This window comes from Streptomyces sp. NPDC059534 (assembly GCF_042743475.1).
In the GTDB taxonomy this organism is placed as follows: domain Bacteria; phylum Actinomycetota; class Actinomycetes; order Streptomycetales; family Streptomycetaceae; genus Streptomyces.
In genome coordinates this window covers 35,272-53,012 of record NZ_JBHWAQ010000014.1, presented here as the reverse complement: position 1 = coordinate 53,012, position 17,741 = coordinate 35,272, and the positions used below count along the sequence as shown (strand labels likewise).

Sequence of the window (17,741 nt, the reverse complement as noted above, 5' to 3'; positions counted from 1 at the left end):
AGAGTGGGCGCACGTAGGTCACGCGCGTTCTGCTCGGGCTGTTCCCGTGCACGATCCACGAACCACCCAGGGAGCACGTCCTTTGGCAGCCATCGCCCGATGGTGCATCCGGCACCGTCTCGTCGTCGTTCTCCTGTGGCTCCTCGCGCTCGGCGGGGTCGGCACCGGTGCGATCGTCGCCGGCAACGCGTACTCCAACGACTACGAGGTCCCCGGCACCGAGTCCGGGCGGGCCACCGCCCTCCTCGACCGGGGCTTCCACGGCCTCGGCGGCGACAGCGACACCGTCGTCTGGCACACCGACCGCGGCAGCGTCCGCGGCGACGCCGTCGAGCAGCGCATGACGGCGATGCTCGACAAGGTCGCCGACCTGCCCGGCATCGCCGCCGTGACCTCGCCGTACGGCGACACCCAGGGCCAGATCAGCGAGGACGGGCGCACCGCCTACGCCACCGTCACCTTCGACGAGCAGGCCGACGACATCCCCGAGGCCCAGGCCCGCGCCCTCGTCGACACGGCGAAGGCCGCGGCGGACGAGTCCGCGGGGCTCCAGGTCGAGCTCGGCGGCAGCGCCGTCGCCCTCACCGAGGCCCCCGGCGGCCACATCGCCGAGGTCGTCGGCGTCGCCGTCGCGGGCGTGGTCCTCTTCCTCGCCTTCGGCTCGCTCGCCGCCTCCGCGCTCCCCATCGCGACCGCGCTCGTCAGCGTCGGCATCGCGTACTCGGGGATCGTGCTCCTCGGCCATCTGATGACCGTCGCCGACTTCGCGCCCATGCTCGGCATGCTCGTCGGCCTGGGCGTCGGCATCGACTACGCGCTCTTCATCGTGACCCGGCACCGCAAGGGCCTCAAACGGGGGCTCTCCGTCGCCGAGGCGGCCCAGACCGCCGTCGCCACCACCGGCCGCGCCGTCGTCTTCGCCGGGGCCACCGTCTGCATCGCGCTGCTCGGCATGCTGATCCTGCGGCTCGGCTTCCTCAACGGCGTCGCCATCGCCGCCTCCCTCACCGTCGTCCTCACGGTCGCCGCCGCCGTCACCCTGCTGCCCGCGCTGCTCTCCTTCATCGGCCCGCGGGCGCTCTCCCGGCGCGAGCGGCGGACGCTCGTCGAGCACGGGCCGCAGCTCGAGCTCCCCACCGGCTTCGCCGCCCGCTGGTCCGCCTTCGTCGAGCGCCACCCCAAGCTCCTGGGGGCCGTCGCCGCCGTCGTCATGGGCGTTCTCGCGCTGCCCACCCTCTCGCTCCACCTCGGCACCTCCGACCAGGGCAACAACCCGGCCACCGCGACCACGCGCCAGGCGTACGACCTGATCGCCGAGGGCTTCGGGCCGGGCATGAACGGGCCCCTCACGCTCGTCGCCGGGCTCGACGGCGCCGACGACCGGGTCGCCCTCGACCAGCTCCCGGCCGCGCTCTCCGCCACCCGCGGGGTCGCCTCCGTCTCCCCGGTCACGTACAACAGCTCCGGCGACACCGCCGTCCTCACCGTCGTCCCCGACTCCTCGCCGCAGTCCAAGGCCACCAGCGAGCTGGTCGACCGGATCCGCCAGGACGTCCTCCCGGAGGCCGAGGCCGGCACCTCCCTCGACGTGAACGTGGGCGGCGTCACCGCCTCGTACGACGACTTCGCCGAGATCATCGTCGGCAAGCTGCCGCTCTTCGTCGGCGTCGTCATCGCCCTCGGCTGCCTGCTGCTCCTGCTCGCCTTCCGCTCGATCGGCATCCCGCTCAAGGCCGCCGCCATGAACGTCGCCGCCGTCGCCGCCGCCTTCGGCATCGTCGTGGCGATCTTCCAGTGGGGCTGGGGGAGCGAGCTCCTCGGTCTCGGCAGCGCCGGACCGATCGAACCCTTCCTCCCCGTGATCATGGTCTCCGTGCTCTTCGGGCTCTCCATGGACTACCAGGTCTTCCTGGTCAGCCGGATGTACGAGGAGTGGCTGGAGACCGGGGACAACCGGCGGGCGGTCCGCGTCGGGCTCGCCGAGACCAGCCGCGTGATCAACTCCGCCGCCGTCATCATGATCTCGGTCTTCCTCGCCTTCGTGCTCTCCGGCGACCGGGTCATCGCGATGTTCGGCATCGCGCTCGCGGCGGCCGTCGCCCTCGACGCCTTCGTCCTGCGCACCCTCCTCGTCCCCGCGCTCATGCACCTGCTCGGCGGGGCGAACTGGTGGCTGCCCAAGCGGCTCGACCGGATCCTGCCCCGGATCAGCATCGAGCCGCCCGAGTGCCGCGAGGCCGCCGACGAGCGTGCGAAGATCCCAGGACAGCGTGTGACGGCTTCGGCCGCGGAGGAGAGGAACGACGATGTTCGCGATATCGCTGGGTGACGACGGTGCCGAGCTGAGGCCCCTGGAGCCCTGGCAGGCGGAGGAGCTCCTCGCCCACATGGACCGGGGCCGGGAGTTCATCGGGCAGCACATCGCGCTCCCCGACTTCGTCGCGGACCTCGACTCCGCCCGCGCCTACCTCACCTCGTACGCCGAGAAGGCCGCGAACGACACCGGACGGCTGTACGGCATCTGGAGCGGCGGCACGCTCGTCGGCGGCGTCCTCTTCCGGATCTTCGACGTCGCGAACGGGACCGCCGAGGCGGGCTGCTGGCTGGAGCCCTCCGCCGCCGGCAAGGGCCTGATCACCCGGGCCTGCCGGGTCATCGTCGACTGGGCGATCGAGGAGCGCGGGATCCACCGCGTCGAATGGTTCGCCTCCGCCGCGAACGCGCCGAGCATCGCCGTCGCCCGCCGCCTCGGCATGACGAAGGAGGGCGTGCTGCGGGAGAACTACCTGTACCGCGGCACCCGCGCGGACACCGAGGTCTGGGCCGTCCTCGCCCCCGAGTGGCGCGCGGCGAAGGCGACCGCCTCTTAAGACCGCTCTCATGTGGGCCCCCTAGCGTGCGCCGCATGGACATCAAGACGACCGAGAAGACCGAAGAGAAGCCGTCGCGGCCGGAGGCCGACGCGGCTCCGGAGACCGGGGACGCGGCGGTGGACGCCCGGGCCGCCGAGCCCGCCGAGGACGCCGTGGACACCGTGGACCCGCTCGACGGGACCACCGCGCCCGACGGGCTGGACGACGACGAGGACGACGACGAGGCGGTAGCCCCGGCACCCGCCCCCGAGGCCGCCGGGATCGGGGCCGGCGCCGCCGCCGTGGTCTCCGCCGCCCTCGGCGCCGTCGCCCTCACCGGGACCTGGACCGGCAAGGTCGTCTCCGAGCGCGAGACGCTCATCGGGCAGATCACCACCTCCCAGAGCGGTTCCCCGGCCCAGCAGATCTCCGAGATCTACGGAGACGCCTGGCACAGCACCGCCCTGGTGAACGGCGTCTTCGCCCTGATCGCCCTGATCGTCGCCGTGGTCGTGCTCACCCTTCCCCGGCGCACCGGCCCGTTCCGCGCGGTCGCCGTCGCCGGCGCCGTCCTCGGCGGCCTCGGGCTGCTCCTGTCGGTCGGTACCTACTTCGACCTGTTCCTGAGCCTGCCCACCACCGGGTCCTGAGGCCCGCCCCGGTCCGCCTAAGGCCCCCCTGGGACCCGCCTAAGGCCCCCCGTACCCCGAACATGCGGCACACGCCCGATGTGACCGCACCCCCTGGGAAACGAAAGTAGAGGCATCGCAAGGAGCGATACCGAAACCGAGAAGAACCAGGGAGCACCCGATGTTCGCGTACGAACTCCACCGCATGAACCACGCCCAGCTCGTCCGTGAGGCCGCCGCCCAGCGCCTGTCGCACGAGGCCGCCGAGACCACCGGGGCCACCCGGGGGCTGCGGCTCTTCGGCCGCCGGCACGGCAGCCATGGCACGGAGGGGCAGGTGAGCGGCGGCGACCGCGGCCACTTCGTCCGGGCCGCGTGACCCCCGTATGAGCGACCGTACGGATGGTTGTGCGATGCTCGGCGCCGTGGAGACCAGGTCAGTCAGTCCCGTCTTCGTCGGCCGGGCCGGCGAACTCACCGCCCTCACCGAGGCGCTCTCCCGCGCGACCGCGGGAGAGCCCCAGGCCCTGCTGATCGGCGGCGAGGCCGGGGTCGGCAAGACCCGGCTCATCGAGGAGTTCCTCGACACGGCCTGCGACCGGGGCGCCGTGGTCGCCGTCGGCGGCTGCGTCGAACTCGGCGCCGACGGCCTGCCCTTCGCGCCCTTCGCCACCGCCCTGCGCTCGCTGCGCCGCAGACTCCCCGACGAACTGACCGCCGCCGCCGACGGCCACCAGGCCGAACTCGCCCGCCTGCTGCCCGAACTCGGCGACCCCGGCAGCCACGAGACCTCCGACGAGGACTCCACCGCCCGCCTCTTCGAACTCACCGTACGGCTCCTGGAACGGCTCGCCGCCGACCGTACGATCGCGCTCGTCCTGGAGGACCTGCACTGGGCCGACGCCTCCACCCGGCACCTGCTCACCTACCTCCTCCGCACCCTGCGCCGCGGCCGGATCGTGGTCGTCGCCAGCTATCGCGCCGACGACATCCACCGGCGCCACCCGCTGCGCCCCCTGCTCGCCGAACTCGACCGGCTCCGCACCATCCGCCGCGTCGAACTCGCCCGCTTCACCCGCACCGAGGTGCACCGCCAGCTCACCGGCATCCTCGCCGCCGAACCCGACCCCGGCCTCGTCGACGAGGTCTTCGAGCGCTCCGACGGCAACGCCTTCTTCGTCGAGGAGCTCGTCGTCTCCCACGAGGCCGGCTGCGCCCCCGGCCAGCTCAGCGACTCCCTGCGCGACCTCCTGCTCGTCCGGGTCGAGACGCTCCCCGAAGACGCCCAGCGGGTCGCCAGGATCGTCGCCGAGGGCGGCTCCACCGTCGAGTACGACCTGCTCGCCGCCGTCGCCCGGCTCACCGAGGACGAACTCATCGAGGCGCTGCGGGCCTGCGTCGGCGCCAACATCCTGCTCGCCGTCCCCGACGGCGACGGCTACCGCTTCCGCCACTCCCTGGTCCGCGAGGCCGTCAGCGACGACCTGCTGCCCGGCGAACGCTCCCGCCTCAACCGGCGCTACGCCGAAGCCCTGGAGTCCGACCCCGCGCTCGTCCGCGCCGACGAGCGCGCCACCCGGCTCGCGACCTACTGGTACCACGCGCACGACCCCGCCAAGGCGCTGCCCGCCGTCCTCCGCGCCTCCGTCGCCACCCGCAAGCGGCACGCCTACGCCGAACAGCTCCGGCTCCTCGAACGGGCCATGGAACTCTGGGACGAGGCCCCCGCCGAGATCCGCCGCGAGCTCCGGCCCATGGACTATGCCGAGGCGTACCCGCCCTGCGGCTGCGACCCCGAGACCACCCCGCTGCGCTACCTCGACCTGCTCGCCGAGGCCGCCGTCGCCGCCCGGCTCAGCGGCGAGCGCGAGCGCGCCGTGAAGATCGGCAAGATGGCGCTGCGCCTCCTCGACACCGACGAGGACAAGGACCCCCTGCGCGCCGCCTGGTTCTGGACCGAGAGGGCCCGTCTCCAGTCCAACCTCGGCCGCGGCGACGGCTGGGAGGAGATCGCCCGCGCCCAGGAACTCGTCAAGGGCCTGCCGCCGTCCGCCGTGCACGCCACCGTCCTGGTCGGCGCCGCCGGCTGGGGCATGCTCCGCAACCCCGGCCCCGAGGCCCTCACCACCGCCGAACGCGCCGTCGAGTACGCCCGGCTCGTCAAGGCCGAGTCGATCGAACTCAACGCCCGCCTCACCCTCGGCACCATCATGACCGCGGCCGGCGACGTCGAGGCCGGGCTCGCCGAGATGCACGAGGTGCGCGAACGGACCACCGCGCTGGGCCAGTTCAACGAGGCATCGCGCGCCCACATCAACATCTCCTCCGCACTGGAATCCCTCGGCCGCTCCCACGAGGCCGTCGAGACGGCCGACTCCGGCATCCGCCTCTCCCGCTCCTACGGACTGGTCGACGGCGTCGGCTGGATCGAGGCCAACCGGGCCGAGTCCCTCTTCTCGCTGGGCCGCTGGGACGAGGCCCAGGAGGCCGCCGAACGCCTGCTGCGCCGGGCGACCAGCACCAAGCCGCGCGGCTCGGCCTCCCTCCGCCTGGCCCAGCTCGCCGCTGCCCGCGGCGAACTGCAGGCGGCCGCCCGCCACCTCGCCGACGCCTGCGCCGTCTACGGCACCCGCGACCCGATCCCGCAGTACACCCTGCCCATGGCCCAGGTCGCGATCGCCGTGGCCGCCGCCGAGGGGCGCCTCGCCGACGTCCGGGCCGCCGTCGCCACCGCCGCGGACGGCGGCTTCCCGCCCGGCACCCACCGCTACGGCTGGCCGCTCGTCCTCACCGCCGTCGCGGCCGAGGCCGACAGCCGAGGGCTGCCCGCCGCCGACGAGGGCCGCGCGGAGGCGCTCGAACTGATCCGCCGCTGCCTTCTCGGCCTGGCCACCCCGGCCCCGGTCTGGGCGGCCCACTCCCGGCAGGTCTCCGAGGAGCTCGCCCGCGCCGAGGGCCGCGCGTCCGCCGCCCGCTGGGCCGAGGTCGTCGCCGCCTACGAACCGCTGGAACGCCCCGCCCAGCTCGCCCGCGCCCGCCACCGCCTCGCCGACGCCCTGCTGGTCGAGGGCGGCCGCCGCGAGGAGGCCGCGGCCCTGCTGCGCGAGGCCCACGCCGAGGCCGTCCGGCTCGGCGCCCGCCCGCTCCGCGAGGACGCGGAACTCCTCGCCGCCCGAGCCCGCCTCTCCCTCACGCCCGAGAAGCAGGGCCCGGCCCCGGTGGAGCCGGGCGGCGACGGCTTCGGTCTCACCCCCCGCGAGCAGGACGTCCTGCGCCTGGTCGCGGTCGGCCGCACCAACCGTCAGATCGCCGAGGAGCTGTTCATCTCACCCAAGACGGCCAGCGTCCACGTCTCCAACATCCTCGCCAAGCTCGGTGTCGCCGGCCGCGGCGAGGCCGCCGCCCTCGCCCACCGCCTCCACCTCCTCGACCCGGCCCTCTGACCCCGGCCCGGCCGCCGGCTCCGTGCCCGGGCGGGGAAGCCGTATCGTCACGCGGCCCGAGGTCAGGTCTATCGGGCCGCGCGAGGGATCGGCGTCCCCCGGGTCCTCCCGGGTGAGCGCCTGCCGCCGCAGCTCGTCCTCGGTGTGCCTGCGCCCCGGTGCGAAGAGCTCGTCCAGTCCGCCGAACACGGTCACCGCCTCCTTCAGCTCACCTCCAGCCGGAGGATCCTGTCGTCCCCCGGCCCGGGCGTCCCCCGGGTGTCCGTCTCGCTGGTCACCAGCCAGAGCCGGCCGTCACCCGCCGAGACCACCGTGCGAAGACGGCCGTACTCCTGTGTCAGGAACGCCTCCGGGTCACCTGAACGTTCCGCTCCGGAAAGCGGCACCCGCCACAGCCGCTCCCCTCTCAGCGCGGCCATCCAGATCGCGCCCCGCGCGTACGCGATCCCGCTGGGGGACGCCTCCGAGGTCGGCCACTGGGCCACCGGGTCCACGAACCCGGCCCGTCCCGCCCGCCCCTCGACCTCCGGCCAGCCGTAGTTCCGACCGGGCTCGACCAGGTTCAGCTCGTCCCAGGTGTTCTGCCCGAACTCGGCCGCCCACAGCCGCCCCGCCGCGTCCCAGGCGATCCCCTGCACATTGCGGTGCCCGTACGAATAGACCACCGATCCGGCGAAGGGATTGCCCGGCGCGGGTCTCCCCTCCGGGGTCATGCGCAGGATCTTCCCGCCCAGCGAGCTCCGGTCCTGGGCGAGGCCGGTCCGGCCCGTCTCGCCCGTCCCCGCGTACAGCATGCCGTCCGGGCCGAACGCGATCCGCCCGCCGTTGTGCACGACCCCCTTCGGGATGCCGGTCAGCACCGGCTGCGGCGCCCCGAGCCGGTCTCCGTCCGCGCCGCCGTACCGCATGCGCACGATGCGGTTGTCCGAGGACGCCGTCAGGTACGCGTACACCCAGCCGTCCCGCACCGCGAGGCCCAGGAGGCCGCCCTCGCCGCCCGGAACGACCCCCGGCACCTCGCCGAGATCCGTCTTGGCACCGGTCCGCCCGTCCACCCGGGTGATCGTCCGCTCGTCCCGCGAGGAGACCAGCAGGTCGCCGCCGGGCAGCTCCGCGACTCCCCACGGAGACTTCAGCCCCTCGGTGAGCGTGCCCGCCACCGACACCCGTCCGGCGCCGGACGGGGGCGCGGACCCCGAGGCGGACGGGGGTGCGGACGGGGAGACCGACGCCGGCGGCGCCGTGTTCGGCCGCTCCCCGGTGTCCCCCGAGGAGCAGCCGGCCACGAGCACCAGCACGGCGGCGCCCCACAGGGCCTTCACAACAGCAGGACGGCTCATGGTCCGGTCCCCTTCGACGAGTCGAGCGGCATCCCTTCACTCTTGATACACCGCTCGACCCGATCGGGTTCCCGACCGCCTCGCATCCGAGTGCGGCGCGTCAGTCCCAGGAGCCCCGGGGCGCCGGCAGCGCCGCGATCTCCGCCAGGTCCTCCGGAGTCAGCCGCAGCCCGGCCGCCCGCGCGTTCTCCACCACCCACCGCTCCCGCTTCGCCCCCGGCACCGGCACGACGTGCGAGCCGCGCCCCAGCACCCAGGCCAGCGCCACCTGCGCCGGGGTGACGTCCGCCCCGTGCCGCGCGGCGACCCGCCGCAGCCCCGCCACGAGCGGCTGGTTCGCGGCCATCATCTCCGCGGTGAACCGGGGGTGCCGGGCGCGCGGATCGTCCGGCTCGAAGCCGCCGCCGGGCGTCAGAGTCCCGGTCAGGAAGCCGTTCCCCAGCGGCATCGCCGCCAGGAAGCCGACGCCCCGCGCCGCACACCACGGCAGCAGCCGCACCAGCGCCTCCTGCGACCACACCGACAGCTCGGCCTCCACCGCCGCCACCGGGAAGACCTGCTGGATCCGCTCCAGTTGACGGATCGTTCCCTCGTATCCGTCACGGCCGACGCCGACCGCGCCGCGGCGGGCCGAGCGGGCGCCGACCGCGCACAGCCCGAGCGCCCGCACCTTGCCGGCCGACACCAGATCGGCCATGGCGCCCCAGGTCTCCTCGACCGGCACCTCGGGGTCGGCGCGGTGCAGCTGGTAGAGGTCGATGACATCGGTCTGGAGCCGCCGCAGCGAGGCGTCGCAGGCCCGACGCACGTACCCCGGCCTGCCGTTGGCGACCACGTGCCGCCGCTCGCCGCCGTCGCCGACGAGCAGTCCGCACTTCGTCGAGACGAAGGCGTCCGCCCGACGCTCCTTCAACACCCGCCCCAACAGAAGCTCGTTGGTGAACGGTCCGTACATGTCGGCGGTGTCGAGCAGGCTCACCCCGGCGTCGAGCGCCGCGTGCACGGTCCGCAGCGAACGGTCCCCGCGCTGTTCCGAACGGCTGTACGCCCAGCTCATCGGCATGCACCCCAGGCCGATCGCACCCACGTCGAGCGCCGTCGCCCCGATAGTCCTGCGCTCCACCTGCCGGTACCCCTCCCTGTGCCGTCCCCCAAAGTAACCAATGGCGAACGGGATTCTTCGCATAGCCTCCCGGTCATGAGATTCGAAGACACGGCCGCCGACGTGTGGCTTCCGGTTGCCGCGGACGAGATCGAGGGACTCCCCGCGCCGGGCGCGTCGGGACTGAACTACCGCTTCTGGGACGGCGGACCGGAGTTCCCGGCCGATCCGGCGCGGTGCGCCTTCTATGTCGTGCCGTACATGAAGGGGTCCGAGATCGCCGTCCGGCCGCTGGCCGCGATGACCTCGCTCCGGGCCGTGCAGACCCTGTCCGCGGGCATCGACCACGTCACCCCCGGCATCGGCTCGCTGCGGCCGGGCGTCGCCCTGTGCAACGCGAAGGGCGTCCACGAGGCCAGCACGGCCGAGCTGACGCTCGCGCTGATCCTGGCCTCGCTGCGCGGCATCCCCGGGTTCGTGCGCGGCCAGGACGCCGAGGAGTGGCGGGCCGGCTTCTACCCCGCCCTCGCCGACAGGTCCGTCCTGATCGTGGGGTACGGCTCGATCGGATCCGCCATCGAGGACCGGCTCGCGCCCTTCGAGTGCGCGCGGGTGACGCGCGTCGCGCGCTCGGCGCGCACCACGGAGCGCGGCCCGGTCCACGCCCTGACGGAGCTGCCCGCCCTGCTGCCGGAGGCGGACGTGGTCGTCCTCTCCACCCCGCTCACCCCCGCCACCAGGCACCTCGCCGACGCCGGTTTCCTGGCGCGGATGAAGGACGGGGCGCTCCTGGTGAACGTGGCCCGCGGGCCGGTCGTCGACACGGCCGCACTGCTCAAGGAGGTCGAGAGCGGCAGGATCACGGCGGCACTCGATGTCACCGACCCGGAACCGCTGCCGGCCGGGCACCCGTTGTGGCACGCTCCCGGTGTCCTGATCAGTCCCCATGTGGGAGGTTCGACCTCGGCCTTCATGCCGCGGGCGAAGCGCCTGATCGCAGGGCAGCTGCGGCGGTTCGCGGCCGGCGAGGAGCTGGCCAACGTCCTCCTCACCACCGGCTGAACGGGGCCGGCCCGGGCGGGCCGGCGGGGCCGGACGGGTGGTGTGCGCCCCCGACACGCGCCGCACGCAAGCCCCGATGTCGTCACGCAGAGTACTGCGACCCTGTCCCTGAGTGACGGTCCTGGTGTATCGTCCCGGATCGGGGGACTGCGTCGAGTACGGGCTGACGCTGGGGAGCGAAGTGACGGGTCATCAGATTCCGAGGGGGGCGACGGGTGAAGCACGGCCGGAAGACCGGCGAACCGACGCGGCGACGCCGCCGTCGGCAAGCCTTCCGCGCCTCGCCGCCGGCCTCGCACGATCGGTACCGGACCAGGCCGCGCCTCACCGCGCGCCCCGCGCGGCCGGACCGTCCGACAGCGGATCGCACACCGGACCGCGCACCGGAGCCGGTACACACGGCACGGGAGGCGGTGGCACCGAGAGCCACGCCGCCCCGCCGCCGGACGCAGGTCCCGGCGACTGCGACGGGCACGCCCCCGGCAGCGCCGGCGAGCCGCAGGCGCGCCCGCATGAAGCGGCCGGGTGCGGCGGTGCGGCACCGGAGGCTCCGGTGAGCGCGCCCGGGGCGGTCCTCACCCGCCGCCCCGTCGGCGGTGGCGGCGACTCCCGGCACCCGGACCGGGGGCGCCCGTGGATCGGGTCGGTCCTCGCCCAGATCGCCCTGGGACTGATCTGCGCCGGGTACACGACCGGTGCCTCGCTCGGCTGGGGCTCCCCGCGGCTCGCGCTCTTCATGGGCGACTTCGGACTCAGCGCCGCCGCACTCACCGCCGCGGTCTCCTGCTTCCTCTACGGCCGCGCCCACCGCGGCAGCGCCCGCCCCGCCTGGCTGCTCTTCGCCTTCTCCTCCTTCATGGCCTCCGCGGGCAACGCGGTGTGGGGCTGGTACGAGGTCGTGCTCCGCGCGGAGGTACCGGACTCCTCCATCGCCGACCTCTTCTTCTTACTCTTCGCGCCGCCCGCCATCGTCGGCCTCCTCGTCCTCGCCAAGAAGCCCGTCACCCGGGCCGGCTGGATCTGCCTCGGGCTCGACGCCTGGCTCATCGGGGGCTCGCTGCTGACGCTCTCCTGGAGCCTCGCCCTCGCCCGTACCGCCCACTTCGAGGGCGAGTCCGTCGCCCAGGCCGCGCTGTCCCTCGCCTACCCGCTGCTCGACATCGTGCTCGTCAGCATGGTCCTGGTCCTGCACTTCCGGCGCTCGCAGGCGAACCGCTCGGCGACCAACACCGCCATCGCCGCGCTCGCCCTCACCGTGCTGTGCGACGCCCTGTTCACCTCGCCGCTGCTCCGTGAGAACTACGCCTCGGGCCAGCTGCTCGACGCCGGCTGGTTCGCCGGCTCGCTGCTCCTGGCGTACGCGCCCTGGGGAGTGCGGCGGCCACCGGACAGCGCGGTCGCCGGCCGCGGCCCGCTGCTCCACAGCCGCCCCGTCGCCGGTTCGCTGGCCGCCCTCACCCCGTACCTCGCCGCCGCGGTCTGCACCCTCGGCATCCTGTACAACGTGGTCGAGGGACGCAGGGTCGACAAGGTCGTCGTCCTGACCGGCTGCACGGTGGTGCTCGCCCTGGTCGTGCGGCAGGGCATCATGCTCCTCGACAACATCGCGCTCACCCACGAACTGGCCCAGAAGGAGAACCACTTCAGGTCACTCGTGCAGGGGTCGAGCGACGTCATCATGATCGCCGCGCCGACCGGGATACTCCGTTACGTGAGTCCGGCCGCGAGCGGGGTGTACGGCCGTGAGGCCGAGGAGCTCATCGGCTCCGAGCTCGCCTCCCTCATCCACCCCGAGGACCTCGGCGCCGTCGTCCACGAGGTGCGGCGGTTCCTCGCCGTCACGCCCGCCGAGGAGCCCACCACGCGGATCGAATGCCGCTTCCGCTCCGGCCGCGGCGACTGGCTCCACGTGGAGTCGACCGTCAACAGGCACCAGGGCGGTCTCATCTTCAACAGCCGTGACGTGACCGAACGCGTCCGACTCCAGGCCCAGTTGCAGCACAACGCCGAGCACGACCCGCTCACCGACCTGCCCAACCGGGCGCTGTTCACCCGGCGGGTCCGCCAGGCACTCCACGGCCGCCGCGCCTCCGACCCCGGCACCGCCGTGCTCTTCATCGACCTCGACGGCTTCAAGGCGGTCAACGACCGCCTCGGCCACCAGGCGGGCGACGACCTCCTCGTCCAGGCCGCCCGCCGCCTGCACGACTCCGTCCGGGCCGGGGACACGGCCGCCCGGCTCGGCGGCGACGAGTTCGCCGCCCTCATCATCGGCGACGGCGGCCGCGACCGGGCGGCCCGCGAGAACCAGGTCCAGGAGATCGCCGACCGGCTCCGGCTCACGCTCTCCCAGCCGTACCGCGTCGACGGCGGCAACGAGGTGCGGGTCGCCGCCTCCATCGGCGTCGCCTTCGCCGAGCACGACATCGAGGCCGGCGACCTCCTGCGCAACGCCGACCTCGCCATGTACCGCGCCAAGGCCGCCGGCAAGGACCGCGTCGAGCTCTACGCGCCCCAGATGCAGGCCGAGGTCGTGCGGCGCTCGGAGCTGGCCGCCCGGCTGCGCACCGCCCTCCACGACGGCGAGTTCGCCCTGCTCCACCAGCCGGTCGTCGACCTCGCCACCGGCCGGATCTCCGCCGTCAGCGCCCAGGCGCGCTGGCGCTCGGCCCAGGGCATCCTCTTCACCCCGGCCGAGTACCTCCGGGTCGCCGACGACGGGGAGCGCACCGCGGAGCTCGGCCGCTGGCTCCTGGAGGAGGCGGTGGAGCAGGCCGCCGAGCGGGCGGGAATCGGCCACCGTGCCCCGGTCTCCATCCGGCTCTCCGCCGGTTGTCTCCTCGACCGCTCGCTGCCGCTCGGATCGGTCGAGTCCCTGCTCACCCGGCACGGCCTGCCGTCCGGTTCGCTGATCATCGAACTCGCCGACAGCGACGCCATGACCACGCTCGACGAGCTCGAACAGCGGCTGGTGACCCTGCGCCGTCTCGGGGTGCGGATCGCACTCGACGGATTCGGCGGCGGACATGTGGCGATCAACGCCCTCCGGCGGCTTCCGGTCGACATACTGAAGCTGGACCGGGGGCTCGTCGAGGGCGTCGTCGAGTCGCCCCGACTCCGCAAGATCACGCGTGGGGTGCTCCGTATCGCCGGCGAGCTGGGGATGCAGACCGTCGCCGACGGCGTCGACGTACCGGAGCAGGTCGTCGCCCTGCGGGCGATGGGATGCAGCCACGCCCAGGGCATGGCCTTCTCGGGCGCGCTCGACGAGTACCGGCTGCGCAGGGCACTGGTACGGGACGACTATCCGCTGCCCGGCGGGGTCCCCGTACCGGCCGGAAACCGTCCCTCGATCGGCTCACATACTGAGACGCCCATCCCACCCACTTGACAGTGGCGAGGGCTGAGAGGGAGGGTCAGTGCCATGCGCACCCGAATTCTCGTACTTGGAAAGCGCGTCGGCTGAAGCGGGGCCACAGTAGGCCCGGCTTAGAACGCACCCGACGCGCTCCCCTCGCTTGCCTCACGGCACGAGGGGTTTTTTGTTGCACTGGCTCACCCCAAAATCGACGCAAACCCTCGCAAAACACCTCGCAAAAACCCTCTGCTTCGAGAAGAGATGCTGATGACCGACCAGGCCACCGGGCACCATCCGCAGCCGCGGCCGCGTGGCGGCGCGCAGCCCGCCACCACCGTCGAGCACGTCACGGGCGCGCAGTCCCTCATCCGTTCTCTCGAGGAAGTGGGCGCCGACACCGTCTTCGGTATTCCCGGCGGTGCGATCCTCCCGGCCTACGACCCGATGATGGACTCCAAGCGGGTGCGCCACATCCTGGTCCGTCACGAGCAGGGCGCGGGCCACGCGGCCACCGGGTACGCCCAGGCGACCGGCAAGGTCGGCGTCTGCATGGCGACCTCGGGTCCCGGTGCGACCAATCTGGTCACCCCGATCGCCGACGCGCACATGGACTCGGTCCCGCTCGTCGCGATCACCGGCCAGGTCGCCTCGAAGGCGATCGGCACGGACGCCTTCCAGGAGGCGGACATCTGCGGCATCACGATGCCGATCACCAAGCACAACTTCCTCGTCACCAAGGCCGAGGACATCCCGCGGACGATCGCCGAGGCGTTCCACATCGCCGCCACCGGCCGCCCCGGCCCGGTCCTGGTCGACATCGCCAAGGACGCCCTCCAGGCCAAGACCACCTTCAGCTGGCCGCCGCAGACCGACCTGCCCGGCTACCGCCCGGTGACCAAGCCGCACGCCAAGCAGATCCGCGAGGCGGCCAAGCTCATCTCCGCGGCCAAGCGCCCCGTGCTGTACGTCGGCGGCGGTGTCATCAAGGCCGGCGCCACGGCCGAGCTGAAGATCCTCGCCGAGCTCACCGGCGCCCCGGTCACCACCACCCTGATGGCCCTCGGCTCCTTCCCCGACAGCCACCCGCTGCACGTCGGCATGCCGGGCATGCACGGTGCGGTCACCGCCGTCACCGCGCTGCAGAAGGCCGACCTGATCGTCGCCCTGGGCGCCCGCTTCGACGACCGCGTCACCGGCAAGCTGGACAGCTTCGCGCCGTTCGCCAAGATCGTCCACGCGGACATCGACCCGGCCGAGATCGGCAAGAACCGCGCCGCCGACGTCCCGATCGTCGGTGACGCCCGCGAGGTCATCGCCGACCTGGTCCAGGCCGTCCAGGCCGAGCACAGCGAGGGCAACAAGGGCGACTACGCCGCCTGGTGGAGCGACCTGAACCGCTGGCGCGAGACCTACCCGCTCGGCTACGACCTGCCGGAGGACGGCAGCCTCTCGCCGCAGCAGGTCATCCAGCGCATCGGCCGGCTCGCCCCCGAGGGCACGATCTTCGCGGCGGGCGTCGGCCAGCACCAGATGTGGGCCGCCCACTTCATCGACTACGAGAAGCCGGCCACCTGGCTGAACTCCGGCGGTGCCGGGACGATGGGGTACGCGGTCCCCGCCGCCATGGGCGCCAAGGCCGGCATGCCGGACCGCACCGTCTGGGCGGTCGACGGCGACGGCTGCTTCCAGATGACCAACCAGGAGCTCACCACCTGCGCCCTGAACAACATCCCGATCAAGGTCGCCATCATCAACAACGGCGCCCTGGGGATGGTCCGCCAGTGGCAGACGCTCTTCTACAACCAGCGCTACTCCAACACCGTCCTGCACTCCGGCCCGGACGACGTCCAGGCGAACAAGGGCACCCGCGTCCCCGACTTCGTCAAGCTCTCCGAGGCCATGGGCTGTGTCGCCCTGCGCTGTGAGGACCCGGCCGACCTGGACAAGGTCATCGCCGAGGCCAACGCCATCAACGACCGCCCGGTCGTGATCGACTTCATCGTCCACGAGGACGCCCAGGTGTGGCCGATGGTCGCCGCCGGCACCTCGAACGACGAGGTCATGGCCGCACGGGGCGTCCGCCCCGACTTCGGCGACGGCGAAGACGACTGAAGCGCGGAACGAAGCAGAGCGAAAAGGAAGAGACCCACACCATGTCCACCAAGCACACGCTCTCCGTTCTCGTCGAGAACACGCCCGGCATCCTCGCCCGGATCGCCGCCCTGTTCTCCCGTCGCGGCTTCAACATCGACTCCCTCGCCGTCGGCATCACCGAGCACCCCGACATCTCCCGCATCACCATCGTGGTCAATGTCGAGGACCTGCCCCTGGAGCAGGTGACCAAGCAGCTCAACAAGCTGGTCAACGTCCTGAAGATCGTCGAACTCGAGCCCAGCGCTGCGATCCAGCGCGAGCTCGTCCTGGTGAAGGTCCGCGCCGACAACGAGACCCGCTCCCAGATCGTCGAGATCGTGCAGCTGTTCCGCGCCAAGACCGTGGACGTCTCGCCCGAGGCGGTCACCATCGAGGCCACCGGTTCGAGTGACAAGCTCGACGCGATGCTCAAGATGCTGGAGCAGTTCGGCGTCAAGGAGCTCGTGCAGTCCGGCACGATCGCCATAGGGCGTGGTTCCCGGTCCATCACGGACCGGTCCCTGCGGGCCCTCGACCGCAGCGCCTGAGAGTCATCGGAGGTCGACCGCCGGTCCATCCGGCGGTCCGACTGACGAGACCCGAAAACCTTCCTTCCGCTCCCCGCCGTACGGTGGGACGCAACACCAGCACCTCAAGGAGATTCCCAGTGGCCGAGCTGTTCTACGACGCCGACGCAGACCTGTCCATCATCCAGGGCCGCAAGGTCGCGGTGATCGGCTACGGCAGCCAGGGGCACGCCCACGCGCTGTCGCTCCGTGACTCCGGTGTCGACGTCCGCGTCGGTCTCCAGGAGGGCTCGAAGTCCAAGGCCAAGGCCGAGGAGCAGGGCCTGCGCGTCGTCTCCGTCGCCGAGGCCGCGGCCGAGGCCGACCTCATCATGATCCTGACCCCGGACCCGATCCAGGCCAAGGTCTACGAGGAGTCCATCAAGGACAACCTGAAGGCGGGCGACGCGCTCTTCTTCGGTCACGGCCTCAACGTCCGCTACGGCTTCATCGAGGTCCCCGAAGGCATCGACGTCGCCCTGGTCGCCCCGAAGGGCCCGGGTCACCTGGTCCGCCGTCAGTACGAGGAGGGCCGCGGCGTTCCGTGCATCGCCGCCGTCGAGCAGGACGCGACCGGCAACGCCTTCGCGCTGGCGCTCTCGTACGCCAAGGGCATCGGCGGTACCCGTGCGGGCGTCATCAAGACGACCTTCAAGGAGGAGACCGAGACCGACCTGTTCGGTGAGCAGGCCGTCCTCTGCGGTGGCACCGCGGCGCTGGTCAAGGCGGGCTTCGAGACCCTGACCGAGGCCGGCTACCAGCCGGAGATCGCCTACTTCGAGTGCCTCCACGAGCTGAAGCTCATCGTCGACCTCATGTACGAGGGCGGCCTGGAGAAGATGCGCTGGTCGGTCTCCGAGACCGCCGAGTGGGGCGACTACGTCACCGGCCCGCGGATCATCACGGACGCCACCAAGGCCGAGATGAAGAAGGTCCTCGCGGAGATCCAGGACGGCACCTTCGCCAAGGAGTGGATGGCCGAGTACCACGGCGGTCTGAAGAAGTACAACGAGTACAAGACCCAGGACGAGAACCACCTCCTGGAGACCACCGGCAAGGAGCTGCGGAAGCTCATGAGCTGGGTGAACGACGAGGAGGCGTAAGCCTCTGGGGCGGGGGCCGGACGGCATGTCCGGCCCCTTCCCGCATCGTTGGACACCTCGTCCAACCACGGACGGGTGATCCTTCCAACGAGGCGCATGAAGTGCGCCGACGCACCACTACACTGCTCAACAACATACGCGTCAGGCCCACAG

At 72.4% G+C, this 17,741-nt stretch carries 13 protein-coding genes; 10 read left to right on the top strand and 3 right to left on the bottom strand.

What is annotated here, in order from left to right; translation table 11 throughout:
• Window positions 1-82: 82 nt before the first annotated feature.
• From ACFVZH_RS18345 to ACFVZH_RS18325, 5 genes are all read left to right on the top strand, one after another.
• A complete protein-coding gene (locus tag ACFVZH_RS18345) occupies window positions 83-2,329 on the top strand; it encodes an MMPL family transporter (RefSeq protein ID WP_384898394.1) in 2,247 nt (748 codons plus the stop codon).
• A complete protein-coding gene (locus ACFVZH_RS18340; protein ID WP_384898393.1) occupies window positions 2,307-2,870 on the top strand; it encodes a GNAT family N-acetyltransferase in 564 nt (187 codons plus the stop codon). Before ACFVZH_RS18345 ends, ACFVZH_RS18340 begins: the two co-directional genes overlap by 23 nt.
• Before the next feature lie 35 nt (window positions 2,871-2,905).
• On the top strand, window positions 2,906-3,502 hold the full coding sequence (locus tag ACFVZH_RS18335; protein WP_384898392.1) for a hypothetical protein: 597 nt from the start codon (window positions 2,906-2,908) through the stop codon (window positions 3,500-3,502).
• Between the two features lie 160 nt (window positions 3,503-3,662).
• Window positions 3,663-3,860 (top strand): hypothetical protein, encoded by a 198-nt coding sequence (locus tag ACFVZH_RS18330; protein ID WP_384898391.1) that lies wholly within the window; start codon window positions 3,663-3,665, stop codon window positions 3,858-3,860.
• 7 nt (window positions 3,861-3,867) lie between these two features.
• Window positions 3,868-6,924 (top strand): AAA family ATPase, encoded by a 3,057-nt coding sequence (locus ACFVZH_RS18325; RefSeq protein WP_384898390.1) that lies wholly within the window; start codon window positions 3,868-3,870, stop codon window positions 6,922-6,924.
• Here ACFVZH_RS18325 and ACFVZH_RS18320 read toward each other — a convergent pair.
• The 3 genes from ACFVZH_RS18320 to ACFVZH_RS18310 all read right to left on the bottom strand — a co-directional run bounded on the left by ACFVZH_RS18320 (window position 6,808) and on the right by ACFVZH_RS18310 (window position 9,387).
• Window positions 6,808-7,113 (bottom strand): DUF6191 domain-containing protein, encoded by a 306-nt coding sequence (locus ACFVZH_RS18320; protein WP_384898505.1) that lies wholly within the window; start codon window positions 7,111-7,113, stop codon window positions 6,808-6,810. The two genes, ACFVZH_RS18325 and ACFVZH_RS18320, sit on opposite strands and share 117 nt — an antisense overlap.
• A 14-nt stretch (window positions 7,114-7,127) precedes the next feature.
• On the bottom strand, window positions 7,128-8,264 hold the full coding sequence (locus ACFVZH_RS18315) for a PQQ-dependent sugar dehydrogenase (RefSeq protein ID WP_384898389.1): 1,137 nt from the start codon (window positions 8,262-8,264) through the stop codon (window positions 7,128-7,130).
• A gap of 100 nt (window positions 8,265-8,364) precedes the next feature.
• Complete coding sequence (locus ACFVZH_RS18310) at window positions 8,365-9,387, bottom strand: aldo/keto reductase (protein WP_384898388.1); 1,023 nt, start codon at window positions 9,385-9,387, stop codon at window positions 8,365-8,367.
• A gap of 75 nt (window positions 9,388-9,462) precedes the next feature.
• Between ACFVZH_RS18310 and ACFVZH_RS18305 the strand changes: the two genes are divergently transcribed.
• The 5 genes from ACFVZH_RS18305 (at window position 9,463) to ilvC (ending at window position 17,588) form a co-directional block, all read left to right on the top strand.
• On the top strand, window positions 9,463-10,428 hold the full coding sequence (locus ACFVZH_RS18305; RefSeq protein WP_384898387.1) for a 2-hydroxyacid dehydrogenase: 966 nt from the start codon (window positions 9,463-9,465) through the stop codon (window positions 10,426-10,428).
• 553 nt (window positions 10,429-10,981) lie between these two features.
• A complete protein-coding gene (locus ACFVZH_RS18300; RefSeq protein WP_384898386.1) occupies window positions 10,982-13,819 on the top strand; it encodes a putative bifunctional diguanylate cyclase/phosphodiesterase in 2,838 nt (945 codons plus the stop codon).
• 228 nt (window positions 13,820-14,047) lie between these two features.
• Window positions 14,048-15,898, top strand: coding sequence for an acetolactate synthase large subunit (locus ACFVZH_RS18295; RefSeq protein WP_384898385.1), 1,851 nt, complete (start codon window positions 14,048-14,050; stop codon window positions 15,896-15,898).
• Between the two features lie 41 nt (window positions 15,899-15,939).
• The gene (ilvN, locus tag ACFVZH_RS18290; protein WP_030216183.1) at window positions 15,940-16,467 is read left to right on the top strand and encodes an acetolactate synthase small subunit; all 528 of its coding nucleotides are present in this window, start codon (window positions 15,940-15,942) and stop codon (window positions 16,465-16,467) included.
• A gap of 119 nt (window positions 16,468-16,586) precedes the next feature.
• A complete protein-coding gene (gene ilvC, locus ACFVZH_RS18285; protein WP_384898384.1) occupies window positions 16,587-17,588 on the top strand; it encodes a ketol-acid reductoisomerase in 1,002 nt (333 codons plus the stop codon).
• The last annotated feature ends 153 nt before the right edge of the window (window positions 17,589-17,741 follow it).

What these genes read in the sequence shown, in the direction of transcription:
- ACFVZH_RS18295 (WP_384898385.1), top strand. Translation starts at nt 14,048, where the DNA reads ATGCTGATGACCGACCAGGCCACCGGGCACCATCCGCAGCCGCGGCCG.
- ilvN (WP_030216183.1), top strand. Translation starts at nt 15,940, where the DNA reads ATGTCCACCAAGCACACGCTCTCCGTTCTCGTCGAGAACACGCCCGGC.
- ACFVZH_RS18335 (WP_384898392.1), top strand. Translation starts at nt 2,906, where the DNA reads ATGGACATCAAGACGACCGAGAAGACCGAAGAGAAGCCGTCGCGGCCG.
- ACFVZH_RS18325 (WP_384898390.1), top strand. Translation starts at nt 3,868, where the DNA reads ATGAGCGACCGTACGGATGGTTGTGCGATGCTCGGCGCCGTGGAGACC.
- ACFVZH_RS18305 (WP_384898387.1), top strand. Translation starts at nt 9,463, where the DNA reads ATGAGATTCGAAGACACGGCCGCCGACGTGTGGCTTCCGGTTGCCGCG.
- ACFVZH_RS18340 (WP_384898393.1), top strand. Translation starts at nt 2,307, where the DNA reads ATGTTCGCGATATCGCTGGGTGACGACGGTGCCGAGCTGAGGCCCCTG.
- ACFVZH_RS18315 (WP_384898389.1), bottom strand. Translation starts at nt 8,264, where the DNA reads ATGAGCCGTCCTGCTGTTGTGAAGGCCCTGTGGGGCGCCGCCGTGCTG.
- ACFVZH_RS18330 (WP_384898391.1), top strand. Translation starts at nt 3,663, where the DNA reads ATGTTCGCGTACGAACTCCACCGCATGAACCACGCCCAGCTCGTCCGT.